Raw genomic sequence first — 16368 nt, forward strand, 5'->3', positions numbered from 1 at the left:
GGCCAGGTACCGTCGATGGTATGTCATCTGGTTCCGCCACCCCCGGACGTCGACATCGTCCGGCGCTCATCGCGCTGGTGGTCGTTGCCGCCACCGCGTGCCTGGCGCTCGCGTGGTGGCAGTGGGATCGCTACGAGTCGTCGTCGGGCACGGCGCAAAACCTCGGCTATGCGTTGCAGTGGCCCGCCTTCGCCGTAGCCGTGCTGTGGGCGTACCGACGCTTCGTGGTGCTGGAGGGCGACCCCGACGAACAACGCAAGGCGGCCAACGAGGCGAGCGGACCCACCGAGATCCCGGCGGGAATCCTGCCGGACCGGCCCTCGACTCCGAGCGCGTCGTCGCTGACCGGCGCATCGTCGGCGGACGACGACTCCTCGCTGGCCGAATACAACAGCTATCTGGCCGACCTGGACAGGTCCGACACATCCCACAAGAGCAGTGAGGAACACCTGAGGTGACCGAGACGACCGACCCCACCACCGGAACGCCCGTGGCCAAGGTTCGTGGTGCGCTGCTGCGCTACCGCGTGCTGGCCTGGATCACCGGTCTGTGGTTGCTGCTGCTGGTCGCCGAACTGGTGCTCAAGTACGGCTTCGACGTCGACGCACTGGACTTCGTTCCGATCGTGCACGGCTGGGTCTACTTCGTCTACCTCATCTTCACCATCGACCTCGCCATCAAGGTGCGGTGGCCGCTCGGCAAGATCATCCTCACCTGTATCGCGGGCACCATCCCGTTCCTGTCCTTCTGGTTTGAACACGTCCGGACCAAGGAAGTGAAGACCCAGTACGGGTTGTGACGTTCTCGCGCGTGCGATTCCCTTTCGCGCGCGCAACGTCACGCGCGCGTGATCAACCGGCGCGCGCGAGCTCGTCGGCGCCTCCGATCGACCGGAGCCGCCAGAGCTTCACCAGGTGATCGCCATCGCGTGACCCCGTCGTCGTCGTGCGTTCACGCGCTGCGGACAACACTGAGCGCGTGCGCATCGTGCAGTTGGCCAACTTCTACGGCACCCGATCCGGTGGACTCCGCACGGCGGTCGATCGTTGGGGCGCCGGCTACGTGGCCGCCGGCCACGAGGTCGTATTGGTGGTGCCCGGGGCTCACGACGGCGCCGAGACCCTCGCCAGCGGCGTGCATCGGGTGTCGGTGCGTGCGCCGCGGCTCCCGATGTCGGGCGGGTACCGGGTGGCACCTCCCGGCCGGGTCGCCGACATTCTGCGGCACATGCGCCCCGACGCCCTCGAGGTGTCGGATCGCCTGACGTTGCGGGGCTTCGGGCAGTGGGCACGCACGCGTGACGTCCACTCGACGATGGTGTCGCACGAACGCCTGGATCGACTTTTCGGGATGGTGCTGCCCCGTGCCGCGGCCCGGTCGATGGCCGACGAGGCCAATCGACGCACCGCCCGCTCCTTCGATGCCGTGGTGTGTACCACTGACTTCGCCGCGGCGGAATTCGGGAGGATCGGCGCCACCAATGTCCGACATGCTCCACTGGGCGTAGACCTCGAGGTATTCGATCCGCGCCATGCCGACCCCAATGTCGGCGCGCGCTACGCCGACGACACCACCACACTCATCACCCATTGCGGACGGCTGTCGCCGGAGAAACGCGCCGACCGCAGCATCGCAGCGATCGCCGAACTCCACTCCGCACGGCGCCGGGTGCATCTGGTCGTGGCCGGTGACGGGCCGCGCCGTCCCTCGCTCGAACGCGCCGCCCGGGGCCTGCCGGTGACCTTCCTCGGTCACGTCGCCGATCGTCGGCAGGTCGCCGCCCTGCTGGCGACCACCGAGATCTCCTTGGCACCGGGCCCCCACGAGACCTTCTGTCTCTCGGCGTTGGAGTCGTTGGCGTCGGGCACACCCGTCGTCGCGTCACGCTCGTCCGCCGTTGCCGGCCTGGTGGATCCCACGTGCGGTGCGCTGGCCCACAACACCCCCGCCGGATTCGCCGCCGCCATCGAACAGGTCCTCGAACTACCCCGACCGGAACGGGAGTGGGCGGCCCGCCGACGCGCGAGCGGCTTTCGCTGGCCGGATTCGGTCGCCAGGCTTGCCGTACATCGCGGCGCCGACGACGGGCCGATCTCAGCCGGCCAGCGACCGTAGGACGGGCACCAACTGCGCCAACGCTTTTCCGCGGTGGCTCAACGAGTCTTTCTCGGCGGCCGACAATTCCGCCGACGACCGGCCGGCGGCCACGTCATCATCGGGCACGAACAACGGGTCGTATCCGAAACCGTTGTCGCCCCGCGGCGCCCGCAACAGGGTGCCGCGCCATTCGCCGCGGACCACGGTCTGTTCGCCGGACGGGGTCACCAACGCACATGCCGACACAAAGGCGGCGCCACGACGCTCGTCGGGCACGTCGCCGATCTGAGCCAGCAACAGATCGTTGTTGGCCCGATCATCACCATGGCGACCACTCCATCGTGCCGACAGCACCCCCGGCATACCGTTGAGTGCGTCCACGGACAATCCCGAATCATCTGCCAGACAGGTCATTCCGGTCGCGCGCGCACCAGCGACGGCTTTGATCAGCGCGTTGTCCTCGAAGGTCGCGCCGGTTTCCGGTTCCTCCGGGTACTCGGCGACCGCATCGAGTCCGATTACGTCGACACCGGTGATACCGGCACCGTCGAGGACGCGGCGCAGTTCGGCGAGCTTCTTAGCGTTTCGGCTCGCGACCAGCACTGTCGACATCAGGACGGGCTGGGCAAGGTGCCCGGATAGGGCTCGGCCAGCACCTCGCGCTGCGCCTCGAAGAGCTTGTCGGTGCCCACCATCGCGATGTCGAGCAGTTTGTCGAGGGTGGCGCGCGGGAAGGTGGCGCCCTCACCGGTGCCCTGCACCTCCACGAGCGTGCCGGCGTCGGTGGCGACCACGTTCATATCGACCTCGGCGCGGGAGTCCTCCTCGTACGGCAGGTCGAGACGGACCCGGCCGTCCACCACGCCGACGCTCACCGCGGCGATCATGCACGACAACGGCTGCGGGTCCTTCAGTCGCCCGGCCGCCTTCAGATAGGTGACGGCATCGGCGAGCGCGACGTAGGCGCCGGTGATCGCCGCGGTTCGGGTTCCGCCGTCGGCCTGCAGCACATCGCAGTCGATGGCGATCGTGTTCTCTCCGAGGGCGGCCAGGTCGATGCACGCTCGCAGCGAGCGCCCCACCAGCCGACTGATCTCGTGGGTGCGGCCACCCACCTTCCCCTTCACCGACTCGCGACTGGAGCGCTCATGAGTCGACGACGGCAACATCGCGTATTCGGCGGTCAGCCAGCCCAATCCAGAACCGCGCCGCCAGGGCGGCACGCCCTCGGTGACGCTGGCCGTACACATCACCCGGGTGTCGCCGAATTCGACCAGCACCGACCCCGCCGGATGCGAGGTGAACCCGCGGGTGAAGGTGATCGGTCGCAGTTCGTCGTCGGCCCTGCCGTCAGCTCGTGTGGTCACGGATCCAACTGTAACGATCGGCCTCCCGCGCCGATCGAGGCGGGAGCGCGCTCACTCGACCAGGTCGAACACCTGTCCGGGCCGCACCAGGTCGACGGGCCCGGCGAAGGTCGACCTCGCCTCCGCGAGAATCTCCTCGGCATCAAACCAGGGCGCGAGGTGCGTCAACGCCAGGCTGCGAACACCGGCTTTCGTCGCGATCTGACCGGCTTCATACCCGGACAGGTGCAGGTTCGGTGGCCGCTCGTCGGGTGCATGTGTCCAGGTGGCCTCACACAGGAACACATCGGCTCCCTCGGCGACCTCCACCACCTCGTCACACATCCCGGTATCGCCGCTGAAGGCCACCACTTGCCCCTGCGGCCCGGTCACCCGCAGCCCGTAGGTCTCGGGTGGATGGTTCACCCGGACGGGGGTGACCGTGAGACCGTGAAGCTCCACATCGACGCGGTCCTGCCACTCCACCGCGTCGAAGGTGTCGGAGATGTCGTCGACCTCGCCGGCGACCTCGGCCGACGCCGCCCCCACGCGCACCGCGGTGCCCGACGGCCCGTACAGGCGAGCCCGGTTGCCGGCCGGATTCGGCGCGTACCGACGCCACACCAGCATGGCCGGCAGATCCAGACAATGGTCGGCGTGCAGATGACTGAGCATGACGTCGACGTCGACGGGATCGACGCGGCTCTGCAGTTCACCGAGGACCCCGGGTCCGCAGTCCATCAGGACCGGTCGTTGTCCATCCACCGCGACGAGGTATCCCGAGCAGGCGCTCCCGGGCCCGCCCACACTTCCGGAACAGCCGAGGACGGTGAGACGCATACGCCCTACTGTGCCACGCCGCGGCGCCGCGATGTCCGGCTACGGGGTCACGAGTGTCCAACGATGGTCTGGGCGCGAGCTGAGAATCTGCTCACGAATTACAGGTGCTGCACCTGTCCGATCGTGGGACCGAGGAAGCGGGTCGACAGGCGGGCGAAGAACTCCGGGTCGCCGGTAGCCCGGAACTCACGTACCGCATCGCGATCGCCGTGCGGGTGCAGCAGATCGAGCTCGGTGAGTACCCGGAAGAGGTCTTTGGCGGTCTCCTCGGCGCTGGACACCAGGGTCACCTGATCGCCCATCGCGAGTTGGATCACCCCTGACAACAGTGGGTAGTGGGTGCACCCGAGTACCACGGTGTCCACGTCGGCCTGCTGCAGCGGTTCGAGGTAGCCCTGCGCCAAACCGAGGATCTGGCGCCCGCTGGTGATCCCGCGCTCCACGAAGTCGACAAAACGCGGACACGCCACGGCGGTGATCTCCGCGTCGCGGGCCGCGGCGAACGAATCCTGGTACGCACGCGAGGCGATCGTTGCCTGCGTCCCGATCACGCCGATGCGTCCCGTCTTGGTGGCCACCACCGCACGCCGCACCGCCGGCAGGACCACCTCGACCACCGGAATCGGCGCGTAGCGTTCGCGGGCATCGCGCAGACAGGCGGCCGAGGCGGTGTTGCACGCGATGACAATCGCTTTCACCCCCCGTTCGGCCAGGTCATCGCCGATCGCCAGGGCGTGCCGCCGGATGTCGGGGATCGCCAACGGGCCGTAGGGACCGTTGGCGGTGTCACCGATGTAGACGACGTCCTCGTCGGGCAGGAGGTCGATGATGGCGCGGGCCACCGTCAGACCACCCACACCGGAGTCGAAGATGCCGATGGGGGCCTGTTGTGCCGTTATGAGCGCACCCCCGGGAACTGCTGGGGCGCAGACTTCTTGGCCTTGCGACGGTCTCTGTCGGCGAGGTACCAGGCGGCCAGGATGCCACCGATGGCACCGAACAGATGCCCCTGCCACGACACGGTCGGATTCGTCGGGAGCACTCCCCACAGAATCGAGCCGTAGATGAGGAACAACACCACCCCGCCGAGAATCTGCCAGATGTCGCGGTTGAACAACCCGCGCACCAGCAGGTAGGTCAGCCAGCCGAAGATGATCCCGGAGGCACCCACGGTGACCGTGTACGGCGGCGCGAACAGCCAGACACCCAGACCCGACACCAACCAGACGATGGCGGTGACGATGACGAACCGCCGCGTCATCAGCAGCAGAAAGCCCAACACCAGTCCCGGCACCAGATTGGCGAACAGGTGAGCCCAGTCGTCGTGCAGGAACGGCGCCCACAGGATGCCGTCGAGCCCGTCGACCTGACGCGGGACGATACCCGCCTGGTCGAGATCGTAATTGGTGGCCGCGTCAATCCCCTCGATCACGAACATCAGTGCGGTGATCGCGGCCATGATGATCACCGACCGCTGCCAGAGCGGGCGGTCGCCCGTGGTGGCTGTGCCAGGCGACGCGGGATTGACGGTCATGGCTCTTCCTGTCGGTGCGATCACGCCCAGAGCTGGCCTTCGAGGGCCTGCTCTGCTTGTTCCAGGCTACCTTCGTACGCCCCGGTCGACAGATACTTCCATCCCGCGTCCGGGATCACCAGCCCGATGTCGGCGCGCTGACCGTTCTTCATCGCCTTGCGGCCGATGCCGCGCGCGGCCTGCAGGATGGCTCCGGTCGAAATCCCGGCGAAGATGCCCTCGGTGTCGATCAGTTCACGCACCCGGGCCACGGCGTCGACCCCCTGCACCGAGAAGCGGCGGGTGAGCACTGCGTCGTCGTAGAGCTCGGGCACGAAGCCCTCGTCGATGTTGCGCAGGCCGTACACCTCGTCGCCGTAGCGGGGCTCGGCCGCGACGATCTCGATGTCGGGGTTCTGCTCACGCAAGTAGCGACCCACGCCCATCAGGGTTCCGGTGGTCCCGAGGCCCGCCACGAAGTGGGTGATCTCGGGCAGATCCGTGTACAGCTCGGGGCCGGTGCCCTCATAGTGGGCAAGCATGTTGGCCGCGTTGCCGTACTGATAGAGCATCACCCAGTCGGGGTGTTCGGCGGCCAGTTGCTTGGCCATGGCGACGGCGGTGTTGGAGCCACCCGCCGCCGGCGACGAGATGACCTGCGCGCCGAACATCGTCAACAGCGATCGGCGTTCTTCCGAGGTGTTCTCGGGCATGACACAGATCAGCTGATAGCCCTTGAGTTTGGCGGCCATCGCCAACGAGATCCCGGTGTTGCCGCTGGTGGGCTCCAAGATGATGGAGCCGGGCGACAACAAACCGTCCCGTTCGGCCTGCTCGATCATCCGCAAGGCGGGGCGGTCCTTGATAGAGCCGGTCGGATTGCGGTCCTCGAGTTTCGCCCATAGCCGCACGTGCGGACCGCCGTCGGGATCACTCGGGTCCGATGCGTCCCACCGTGGTGACAGTCTCCGCAGACCGATCAGCGGGGTGTGCCCGACCGAATCGATAAGTGAGTTGTAGCGCGCCACGGCCTACTGGCCGCCGGCGACGGCGGGCAGAATCGTGACGTCGTCGCCGTCGTCGATCGCGGTGCCGAGACCTCCGGAGAACCGCACGTCCTCGTCGTTGACGTACACGTTGACGAATCGGTGCAGCTTGCCGTCGGCGACCAGGCGTTCCTTGATGCCCGGGTTGGCCGACTCGAGGTTGTCGATGACCTCCGACAGTGTCGAACCGTTCGCCTCGACACGCTTCTCACCTCCGGTGTGGGTGCGCAAGATGGTCGGGATGGACACGGTTACGGCCATGGTGGCTCAGCTCCTGATCTCGATCGGTTCTTCGGTCACCACGCCATCGACGATGCGATAGCTGCGGATCTCCGCGTTCTCGGCGTCCCGCGTGGACACCAGCACATAGTGGGCGTTGGGTTCGCTCGCATACGAGATGTCGGTGCGACTCGGATAGGCCTCGGTCGCGGTGTGCGAGTGATAGATGACCACGGGTTCCTCGTCGAGCCGGTCCATCTCTCGCCAGACCTTGAGTTGCTCGGCAGAGTCGAAGCGGTAGAACGTCGGTGACCGCTCCGCGTTGATCATCGCGATGAACCGCTCCGGCTGATCCGAACCCTCCCGACCCGCGATCACACCGCAGGCCTCATCAGGATGGTCGGCACGCGCATGCGCGACCATCGCATCAACCAGTTCCTGGCTGATCGTCAACACTCGTGGTCCTCCTGCTCCACCGCTGTCGGTCACCGCTTTGGGGTGCGGTTGCACGGTCAACGACAACGTCGCCGCCGACCACGCTATTCCCCGCCGACCGGCCGGGTATACGGACCCGGCGGCTCGACGAGCTTCGTCCACAATTTGGCACACTGGTCTCCATGGCACAGATCACATTGGGCGGCAACCCGATCAACACCGTCGGCGACCTGCCCACAGTCGGCTCACGCGCTCCGGAGTTCACCCTGACCGGCGGCGACCTGTCATCGCTGACGAGCGCCGACTTCGGGTCGCAACCAGTGGTCCTGAACATCTTCCCCTCCGTCGACACTCCGGTGTGCGCCGCGAGCGTGCGTACGTTCAATGAACGCGTCGGCGAGTCGGGGGCGGCTGTCGTGTGTGTCTCGAACGACCTGCCGTTCGCGCAGCAGCGATTCTGCGGCGCCGAGGGAATTGAGAACGTCACGGCAGCGTCCGCGTTCCGCGACACGTTCGGCGCCGACTACGGGGTGACCATCGCCGACGGACCGATGGCGGGGTTGTTGGCGCGTGCGATCGTGGTGATAGCCGACGGCATCGTCACCTATACCGAGTTGGTCCCCGAGATCGGCCAGGAGCCGGACTACGACTCCGCGCTGCGTGCGGTTCCCCAAGCACAATAGGCCCCCGCGTCCACCAAACGGAGGGGCAGAAACGCCGAAAGCCACTTCAGTCGCGCGACGGCAGATGTTTCCGGGAACCGTTCAGCACGACGGCGAACGACACCCCCAGCAACGCCGCGAGGATCAGCAACAACCCGATGGTGGTGAAGGGCGGCGTCAGGGCTGCGAGGATGGTCGGAGCCGCGAATCCGGTGTAAGCCACCGCATAGAACACCCCGGTCAGCTTCGCCATTTCGTGTGGTGGCGCGATCCGCTGCACCTCCATCAGCCCGGACACCAGGCCGATGCCGAAACCGCAGCCGAGTACCACACTGGCGGCCACGCCGACCAACAGATCCTCCGTGGAGACCGCGAGAATCATGGCCGCAAGCCCGCCGACCAGGGTCAGCAGCGCGACGATGAGTCCACGCGCACTCGAGTGTGAATCGATCCTGCGGGCCACCGGCTGGATGAGCGCGCCTGAGCTCAGCGCGATCACGCTCAGCAGTGTCGCGTAAGCCAGGCCCAAACCTCCTGCGGCATCGGCCAGGAGCACCGGCTGATACCCGTAGGACAGACCGCAGGCGATGAACAGCCACGGCCCACAGATCATCACCACACGAACGAACCGTCGATGACGCACGGACGTGACCCGCAGCCGGGCCAACAGCGGGGCCGGTGGCCCGGCGGTCACCGTCTCGGGCGGTCGCCGGAGCACCCACAGGAATGGAATGGTGACAATGATGTGGACCACGAACGGCAGGATCTGTGGGTAGGGGCCCCACTGTGCGATGCAGCCGGCGACGAGTGCCCCGAGGGCGGAGCCCAGTGTGAAGGCAAGCGACGCCCGACGCGCGCCCGCACCGGCGTCAACGCCGACGTCGTGCGGCGCCATCGAGAGTTCCTTGAGCCAGCTCGACCCGACCGTCATCGCCGTGCCCACCGCCATCCCTGCGAACAACCGTCCGAGGATGATCGGGACCTGCCCGTACTCGTCGAAGGCCAGCAAGAGGCTGCCCAACACGCCGAAGGCCACACCCGCGATCATCGACGGCCGCCGACCCTGATGATCGGAGACCGCCCCCGCAACGACCAGTGCCGGCGCCAGACCCGCAACGTACACAGCGAGAAAGAGGGTGACCGTGGCCGCCGAATAGTGTTCGACGTCGCGATACATCAGCAGCAGCGGGCTGAACTGGTTGCCCGACCACGCGCACACGAACAGCGCGCCGAAGACCAGCAGCCACGGACGAGTCGTCTTCGCATCCGAAGTGCCTGCCGACACCGAGATGTGTTCCCGCACAGTCACATCGCACCCCGATACCGAGCGAAATGCGCTGTGAGCAGCTCACGGTATCGCGACTGATCTCCGTCGAACAGCGCCTGGGCCAGCTGTATGTGGTCATCATGGGCCGCCGCCAGATTGGCCGGATCGACCGCCAGCAGTACATTGCGCAATCGCTGCTGGCGGCTTCGGAGCTGTTCGTAAAAGTGTACGGCGATGGGGTTTGCCGAGGCCGCCACGATGTGCGCATGGAACTCGTCGTCGGCGACAACGAAACCGGCGAGGTCCGATTGCGCGACACAACGCGCCTGTCGAGCAAGGTTGTCGCGGATCGCCGTCTGCTCGGAATCGCTCGGGCCCCCGGCTACGCAGACCTGCCCGGCCGCAGCACATTCCACGCCCTCGCGCATGGCCAACACATTCGAGACTTCCGCCGGATCGACCGGGGTCACCACTGCTCCCCGACGCGGGATCAACCTGAGCAGCTGCTCGGCGCCGAGCCTCAGAAAGGCCTCGTGCGTGGGGGTCCGGCTGATGCCGAGTTCGTGGGCGATCTCAACCTCGCTGAGCAGTTCGCCGCCGGACCACTCGCCGGTGACGATCCGGTCACGAACCGTCGAGTACGCCAGGTCGACGGCATTGAGGGCTTGCTTAGCCATGCGAAGCACCGTAGCACCATCTTGCATGCAAGCATGCATCCAAGCTCTCGGATCGAACTGCGGCGCTCGACCTCGCGACCGTTCAGCTCAGCGCCGACGGCAGTACCTCGACAAAGGAAGGAATTCCCGCCACTGACCGCGCACTGATCACCGCGTTGACGATCGCCCGCTGCACGACGATCGCGGCCACCCGACTCACCTCTGCCACCACCGCGACGTCGGGATTCATCCCCGCCGGAACCTCGGCGACCCGCTCGATCCGACGGTCACCGGTGGCGACGGCAAAGATCGTGTCGCCGTCCAGCGGTGAATGCGCCGGCACGATCGCTCTGGCCAGCCCGTCATGTCCGGCCATCGCGACGCGCTTCAACGAGGCCGAGTCCACCGCCGCGTCGGTCGCGACCACGCCGATCGTGGTGTTGAGCACGCTCTGTTTGGCCGCCAGTTCGGCGTGACGGCGAATCTCCGCAGACACCGGCGCGACCAGCCCGTGGTGAGCCGCGTCGGCGGCCGTCACCGACCACGGCAACCCGGTCGCCGGGTCGATCACCGCACCGACCGGATTGGCCACCATCAACGCACCGATGGTGACGCCGGCCGCCGGCCCGTGCTCGATGACGATCGACGCGGTCCCCACACCACCTTTGAGAGCACCCGCCCGCGCGCCCGCACCCGCGCCGACACTACCGACGGCCACCTCCGCCGACGCCGCCGACAGCGCCTCGCGACCGAACGCGGCATCGGGCCGGTGATCCCATGCCCCCACCGGAAGGTCGAAGACGACCGCGGCCGGGACGATCGGCACCACGTGGCCCGCGGTGTCCATCGCCAGTCCGCTGCCCGACTCCTCCAAACCGGCCATCACTCCGTCGGCAGCCGCCAGACCGTATGCGCTCCCGCCCGACAGCACGATGGCGTGCGCGGTCTGCACCGTGTTGACCGGGTCGAGCAGGTCTGTCTCGCGCGTACCGGGGCCGCCGCCGCGCACGTCGACCGCGCACGTCGCGGCGCACGAAGCGATCCGCACCACGGTGGTACCGGTGGCCCAGCCTCTACCCTCGACACCGTCGTCCGGCGAGGCGACCACCGCGTCGTCGTCGATCCGATATGCGTGACCGACCTCGATGCCGACGACATCGGTGATGCGGTTGCCGGCAGGCGCCAGAGTCTCGCCCGCGTGTGACGACCTGGTCACATCAATGCCTCGACCAGCAATTCCTGCATGACCGTGAGCCAGTGATACACGTCGAGGTGGGCGGCATGCGGATGTTCTGGCGGAAGTTGATCCGGCGTGTCCTCGGAAATGCCGAGCATCGCGCCCAACGCGAGCCGCACATCGTTGAGCGCGGTCAACCACTGCATCGCCTGCTCTTCGGTGAGCGCCAGATCGCCACCACCGCGCGGCAAGGTCTCGAGCACGACCTGCCCGGCAGTCAACTTGGCCTCGATGATGTGCGGCTCGTGCACACTGCGCAGCGCACTGTTGACGTCTCCGTTCACCACATCGGCCGACAGCTGCCGATCCTGGTCGGGCCGATGAAAGTCCGGTAGCAGCCGCCCCAGCGTGACGTCGGAGGGAGCTTCGGTGTGCCCGACCCGAATCCCGGTGATCTCCGACAACTCGTCGCGGGGTGCCGAGGCGTCGCGTTCGGTCAAGAGCTCCTGCATCGAGCCGATCATCGACACCAACAGTTCGACCTCATGAGGATCGAGTTGTGAGCAGATACGCAGCGACGAGCCGCGGCCCTTACGTTTCCAAGTTCGCACGTGGTTGCCGATTCCCCGCTCAGCTGTCCCGCTGCATCGTCGCCCACAGCCCGGCCGCGTGGAGTTTGCGGACGTCGCCTTCCACCTTGTCGCGCTCACCGGCCGACACCACGGCCTTCCCCTCGGTGTGAACCTGCATCATCAGCTGATTGGCGTGCGACTCCGAATAGCCGAAGACCTTCTGAAATACGAAGGTGACGTAGCGCATCAGATTGACCGGATCGTCCCAGACGATGGTGACCCACGGCCGATCGAGGGCCGCGGCGTTCTCCGCGACCTCCGGGTCCGCAACGGTGGCACCTCCGGGCCCACCCACGTCGCTTCGCTCGCTGCGACAACCCCCGTCGCTTCGCTCGCTGCGACAACCCCCGTCGCTTCGCTCGCTGTGGAATCTCCCGTCGCTTCGCTCGCCCTGGAAGGTAGCCTCGTGCGCACTAGTCTCGTCAGGCGCCATACGACATAGGGTAAGCGATTGTGACCGTCGACAACACCGCCCTGCTCACCGACCAGTACGAACTCACCATGGTCTCGGCAGCGCTTCGCCATCCGATGGCGCATCGGCCGTGCGTCTTCGAGGTCTTCGCGCGCCGACTGCCCGACGGTCGCCGCTACGGCGTCGTCGCCGGCACCGGCCGACTGCTCGAAGAACTGGCGCGGTTCCGCTTCGGTGAGGACGAATTGGCGGTGGTCAGCCGTTTTCTCGACGAGGACACCGTTCGCTGGCTGGCCGAGTATCGCTTCTCCGGAGACATCGACGGATACCGCGAGGGTGAGCTGTACTTCCCCGGCTCCCCCATCCTGACCGTGCGGACGACGTTCGCCGAAGGGGTGCTGCTGGAAACGCTGGTGCTGTCCATCCTCAACCACGACAGCGCGATCGCGTCGGCCGCCGCCAGGATGGTCAGCGCCTCGGCCGGCCGGCCGATCATCGAGATGGGTTCGCGCCGCACCCACGAACGTGCGGCGGTGTCGAGCGCACGCGCGGCCTATCTGGCCGGGGTGGCTGCCACCTCCAACCTCGAGGCCGCGCGCACCTATGGCGTCCCGAGCGCCGGCACGGCCGCGCATGCCTTCACGCTCGGGTTCACCGGGCCCGACGGACCGGACGAGAAAGCGGCGTTCGCCGCGCAGGTCGAGGCCCTCGGCGTCGGTACGACCCTGCTCGTCGACACCTACGACATCACCCAGGGCGTCCGCAACGCGATCGAAGTCGCGGGGACCGGCTTGGGCGCGGTGCGCATCGACTCCGGCGACCTGGGAGTGCTCGCGCGTCAGGTGCGTGAACAACTCGATTCGCTCGGCGCCCCCGACACCAAGATCGTGGTGTCCGGCGACCTCGACGAGTACGCCATCGCGTCGCTGCGCGCCGAACCCGTCGACACCTACGGGGTGGGCACGTCGTTGGTGACCGGCAGCGGCGCACCAACCGCTGGCATGATCTACAAGCTCGTCGAGGTGGACGGAATGCCGGTGGCCAAACGGGCCAGCCACAAAGAGTCCAAAGGTGGCGCGAAACGCGCGGTGCGTGCCGCACGACCGTCCGGCACGATCGTCGAGGAGATCCTCTACCGCTCCGTCGACGAGCCGCCGTCGGTGGATGGATTATCGTTGCGGCCGTTGCAGATCCCGTTGGTGGCCAACGGCGAGGTGGTCGGCGCTCTGCCGACACTCGAAGACGGACGCACACACCTCGCGGATGCATTGGTGAGCCTGCCGTGGGAGGGTTTGGGCCTGTCGCACGGAGATCCAGCAGTGCCCACCCGCTACGTACTCGGCTAGGAAGGACACCCGCACAGTCATGGCAGAGCACGCCCCCAAAGACCACGCCCTGATCGTCGTCGACGTCCAGAACGACTTCTGCGAGGGCGGAGCGCTGGGCGTCAACGGCGGCGCGGCCGTAGCGCGCGCCATCACCCAGATCCTTGGCGATTACCGGACCGTGGTCGCCACCCGCGACTACCACATCGATCCCGGCGATCATTTCTCCGACAAACCCGACTACGTCGACTCCTGGCCACCGCACTGCCGGGTCGGTACCGATGGCGTTGCCTTCCATCCCGACTTCGACCACACCGTCGCACAGCAGGTTTTCGACAAGGGCCATTACACTGCCGCATACTCGGGCTTCGAGGGTGCCGACTCCGACGGCACCGCACTGGCCGATTGGCTGCGCAACCGACGCATCACCCACGTCGACATCGTCGGAATCGCCACCGACCATTGCGTTCGGGCGACCGCACTCGACGCGGTCCGCGAAGGTTTCGACACCCGAGTGCTGTTGAATTTCACCGCCGCCGTTGCCTCCGAAACCGCCGAGGAAGCGCTCAAACAGATGCGTTCGGCGGGTGTGGCACTCGACGGCGACCTGCTCTACGACGGTTCCTCCGGCATCGGATGACAACCACCACATGACCTCCACCCCCTCGGTGACCTCACTGCTCGACAGCGCCGTCACCGCCCTCGGCGGACGCCGGCGCGACGGCCAGGTCCGGATGGCCTCAGCGGTCGCCCACGCCATCGACACCGGCGAACATCTCGCCGTCCAGGCGGGCACCGGAACGGGAAAATCGCTGGCCTACCTGATCCCGTCCATCCGTCACGCGATCGTCTCCGGGCGCACCGTGGTGGTGTCGACCGCCACGATCGCGCTGCAACGACAGCTGATCGAACGTGACCTGCCGCGGGTGGCGGCCGCGCTGGCCGGCCCACTCGGTCGCGAACCCACCTTCGCGATTCTCAAGGGACGCGGAAATTATCTGTGCCTGAACAAGATCCACAGCGGAACCGCGGAGGAACCGGCGAGCGAGCTGTTCGACGCGTTCGAGTTGTCACGCACCGGACGCGAGGTGACCAGGCTGCGGGAATGGACGTCGGACACCGAGACCGGCGATCGCGATGACCTGACCCCGGGGGTCTCGGACCGATCCTGGCGGCAGGTGAGCGTCTCGGCTCGAGAATGCCTCGGCGCCGGCAATTGCAGCTACGCCGACGACTGTTTCGCTGAACGGGCGCGCCGCGCGTCGGGCCAGGTCGATGTCGTCGTCACCAACCACGCCCTGCTCGCCATCGACGCGACCAGTCCGGCCAATATCCTCCCCGAACACGACGTAGTGGTCATCGACGAGGCCCACGAGCTCGTGGACCGCATCACGTCGGTGGCCACCGCCGAGCTGTCGGGGGCCGGCATCACACTGGTCGCCCGCCGCTGCGGCAAGCTGCTCGACGACGAGACCACCGACGCACTGCTGGGTGCGGCGGAGATGCTCGACGGACTGCTCACCGAGCTGCCGCCACGAGAGTGGACCCGGCTCCCCTCGGGCGTACCCGAGACCCTGGCGAGCCTGCGTGATCGGTTGTGGCTCGCCCGCAACGAGATCGGTCCGGTGCGCATGCCCGGCAGCGGCGGCGCCGACGAATCGGCCGCGGCCCGCTCGGCGGCCCTGACGTCGTTGGAGGACGCCCACGACACCGTCGTGCGCCTGCTCGGTGCATTCGACAACCCCGACGAGTCGAAACGGCGCGATGTCGTGTGGGTCGCCCACGACCGGGTGGGTAGCGACACCCGGGCGATCCTGCGCATTGCACCGTTGTCGGTCGGCGGACTGCTCCGCGCCTCCTTGTTCGCCGACGCCACCGTGGTGCTCACCTCTGCCACCCTCACGATCGGTGGCAATTTCGACGCGCTCGCCGCGACCTGGGGACTGCCGGCAGCAGGCCGCCGCGACACCGACGGCGCCGATCCACAGTCCGAGGCGCCGCCGGTGGCCGACATCGGCGCCATGGCACACGGCGCCCCCGCCCCCGCCGACAACGCTCCGCCGCGCTGGCGTGGACTCGACGCCGGCTCACCGTTCGACTACCCGAAGTCGGCGATCCTCTACGTCGCCCGGCACCTGCCGCGACCGGGACGTGACGCGATCGCCGAGCAGACGCTCGACGAACTGGCCGGGCTGGTGACCGCGGCCGACGGACGTACCCTCGGGCTGTTCTCGTCGATGCGCGCTGCCCGCGAGGCCGCCGAGGCCATCCGAACGCGCTGCGATCAGCCGGTGCTCTGTCAGGGCGAGGACACGACCGCGGCGTTGGTCAAGAAGTTCGCCGATGATCCGCAGACCTGCTTGTTCGGCACCCTGTCGTTGTGGCAGGGCGTCGACGTGCCCGGTGCGTCGTGCAGCCTGGTGGTGATCGACCGCATCCCGTTCCCTCGCCCGGACGACCCACTGCTCACCGCACGGCAGCGGGCTGTCGAAGCACGCGGTGGCAACGGTTTCCTCACGGTCGCCGCCAACCACGCGGCGCTGTTGTTGGCCCAAGGTGCGGGACGGTTGTTGCGCTCCACCGACGACCGCGGTGTCGTCGCCGTACTGGACTCCCGACTCGCCACCGCCGGATACGGTGGATACCTGCTGGCGTCGCTGCCGCCGTTCTGGCGCACGACCGATGGTGATCTGGTTCGTTCTGCGTTGGGCAGACTGGCCGAGATCCCCTACGGTTGAGAC

20 protein-coding genes are annotated in these 16368 nt (G+C 67.4%); 7 read left to right on the forward strand and 13 right to left on the reverse strand.

Features of this window, described 5'->3' with window-relative positions; genetic code table 11:
- Window positions 1–20: 20 nt before the first annotated feature.
- The 3 genes from L1892_RS18805 (at window position 21) to L1892_RS18815 (ending at window position 2115) form a co-directional block, all read left to right on the forward strand.
- Window positions 21–458, forward strand: a complete 438-nt coding sequence (locus L1892_RS18805; RefSeq protein ID WP_235725166.1) for a transcriptional regulator — start codon at window positions 21–23, stop codon at window positions 456–458.
- Window positions 455–799: a DUF3817 domain-containing protein gene (locus L1892_RS18810; RefSeq protein WP_235725167.1), complete on the forward strand. Its 345-nt coding sequence runs from the start codon at window positions 455–457 to the stop codon at window positions 797–799. The genes L1892_RS18805 and L1892_RS18810 overlap by 4 nt, the downstream gene beginning before the upstream one ends.
- 179 nt (window positions 800–978) lie before the next feature.
- Window positions 979–2115, forward strand: coding sequence for a glycosyltransferase (locus L1892_RS18815; RefSeq protein ID WP_235725168.1), 1137 nt, complete (start codon window positions 979–981; stop codon window positions 2113–2115).
- Here the strand turns inward: L1892_RS18815 and rdgB are convergent.
- From rdgB to L1892_RS18855, 8 genes are all read right to left on the reverse strand, one after another.
- Entirely contained in the window at window positions 2095–2709 is a 615-nt protein-coding gene (rdgB, locus tag L1892_RS18820; RefSeq protein WP_235725169.1) for an RdgB/HAM1 family non-canonical purine NTP pyrophosphatase, read from the reverse strand. The two genes, L1892_RS18815 and rdgB, sit on opposite strands and share 21 nt — an antisense overlap.
- Window positions 2709–3464 carry a ribonuclease PH gene (gene rph, locus L1892_RS18825; protein ID WP_235725170.1) on the reverse strand — a complete coding sequence of 252 codons (756 nt, stop codon included), beginning with the start codon at window positions 3462–3464 and terminating at the stop codon, window positions 2709–2711. The genes rdgB and rph overlap by 1 nt, the downstream gene beginning before the upstream one ends.
- 51 nt (window positions 3465–3515) lie before the next feature.
- A complete protein-coding gene (locus L1892_RS18830) occupies window positions 3516–4283 on the reverse strand; it encodes a cyclic nucleotide-degrading phosphodiesterase (RefSeq protein ID WP_235725171.1) in 768 nt (255 codons plus the stop codon).
- Window positions 4284–4381: 98 nt separating this feature from the next.
- Window positions 4382–5182: a glutamate racemase gene (gene murI, locus L1892_RS18835; RefSeq protein ID WP_235725207.1), complete on the reverse strand. Its 801-nt coding sequence runs from the start codon at window positions 5180–5182 to the stop codon at window positions 4382–4384.
- Complete coding sequence (locus tag L1892_RS18840; RefSeq protein ID WP_235725172.1) at window positions 5179–5817, reverse strand: rhomboid family intramembrane serine protease; 639 nt, start codon at window positions 5815–5817, stop codon at window positions 5179–5181. Before L1892_RS18840 ends, murI begins: the two co-directional genes overlap by 4 nt.
- Before the next feature lie 20 nt (window positions 5818–5837).
- The gene (locus L1892_RS18845) at window positions 5838–6824 is read right to left on the reverse strand and encodes a PLP-dependent cysteine synthase family protein (protein ID WP_235725173.1); all 987 of its coding nucleotides are present in this window, start codon (window positions 6822–6824) and stop codon (window positions 5838–5840) included.
- A gap of 3 nt (window positions 6825–6827) precedes the next feature.
- Entirely contained in the window at window positions 6828–7103 is a 276-nt protein-coding gene (locus L1892_RS18850; RefSeq protein WP_235725174.1) for a MoaD/ThiS family protein, read from the reverse strand.
- Between the two features lie 6 nt (window positions 7104–7109).
- Window positions 7110–7517 (reverse strand): M67 family metallopeptidase, encoded by a 408-nt coding sequence (locus tag L1892_RS18855; RefSeq protein WP_266061194.1) that lies wholly within the window; start codon window positions 7515–7517, stop codon window positions 7110–7112.
- A 161-nt stretch (window positions 7518–7678) separates the two neighbouring features.
- On the opposite strand from L1892_RS18855, the gene tpx reads away from it, so the two are divergent.
- Entirely contained in the window at window positions 7679–8179 is a 501-nt protein-coding gene (tpx, locus tag L1892_RS18860) for a thiol peroxidase (protein WP_235725175.1), read from the forward strand.
- A gap of 46 nt (window positions 8180–8225) precedes the next feature.
- On the opposite strand, the gene L1892_RS18865 is transcribed toward tpx, so the two are convergent.
- The 5 genes from L1892_RS18865 to clpS all read right to left on the reverse strand — a co-directional run bounded on the left by L1892_RS18865 (window position 8226) and on the right by clpS (window position 12185).
- Window positions 8226–9467 carry an MFS transporter gene (locus tag L1892_RS18865; protein ID WP_235725176.1) on the reverse strand — a complete coding sequence of 414 codons (1242 nt, stop codon included), beginning with the start codon at window positions 9465–9467 and terminating at the stop codon, window positions 8226–8228.
- Entirely contained in the window at window positions 9464–10102 is a 639-nt protein-coding gene (locus L1892_RS18870) for a GntR family transcriptional regulator (RefSeq protein ID WP_235725177.1), read from the reverse strand. The genes L1892_RS18865 and L1892_RS18870 overlap by 4 nt, the downstream gene beginning before the upstream one ends.
- Before the next feature lie 82 nt (window positions 10103–10184).
- Window positions 10185–11297, reverse strand: coding sequence for a P1 family peptidase (locus tag L1892_RS18875; protein WP_235725178.1), 1113 nt, complete (start codon window positions 11295–11297; stop codon window positions 10185–10187).
- A complete protein-coding gene (gene aosR / locus L1892_RS18880; RefSeq protein ID WP_235725179.1) occupies window positions 11294–11869 on the reverse strand; it encodes an oxidative stress transcriptional regulator AosR in 576 nt (191 codons plus the stop codon). The genes L1892_RS18875 and aosR overlap by 4 nt, the downstream gene beginning before the upstream one ends.
- Before the next feature lie 19 nt (window positions 11870–11888).
- Window positions 11889–12185 (reverse strand): ATP-dependent Clp protease adapter ClpS, encoded by a 297-nt coding sequence (clpS, locus tag L1892_RS18885; protein ID WP_235725180.1) that lies wholly within the window; start codon window positions 12183–12185, stop codon window positions 11889–11891.
- Window positions 12186–12343: 158 nt separating this feature from the next.
- On the opposite strand from clpS, the gene L1892_RS18890 reads away from it, so the two are divergent.
- From L1892_RS18890 to L1892_RS18900, 3 genes are read left to right on the forward strand one after another with little or no spacing between them, the layout of a single operon-like run.
- Window positions 12344–13648, forward strand: a complete 1305-nt coding sequence (locus tag L1892_RS18890) for a nicotinate phosphoribosyltransferase (RefSeq protein ID WP_235725181.1) — start codon at window positions 12344–12346, stop codon at window positions 13646–13648.
- A gap of 19 nt (window positions 13649–13667) precedes the next feature.
- Window positions 13668–14267, forward strand: a complete 600-nt coding sequence (locus tag L1892_RS18895) for an isochorismatase family protein (RefSeq protein ID WP_235725182.1) — start codon at window positions 13668–13670, stop codon at window positions 14265–14267.
- Window positions 14268–14277: 10 nt separating this feature from the next.
- The gene (locus tag L1892_RS18900; RefSeq protein WP_235725183.1) at window positions 14278–16365 is read left to right on the forward strand and encodes an ATP-dependent DNA helicase; all 2088 of its coding nucleotides are present in this window, start codon (window positions 14278–14280) and stop codon (window positions 16363–16365) included.
- Window positions 16366–16368 lie beyond the last annotated feature (3 nt).

It is taken from the genome of Gordonia tangerina (assembly GCF_021556435.1).
Taxonomy (GTDB): domain Bacteria; phylum Actinomycetota; class Actinomycetes; order Mycobacteriales; family Mycobacteriaceae; genus Gordonia; species Gordonia tangerina.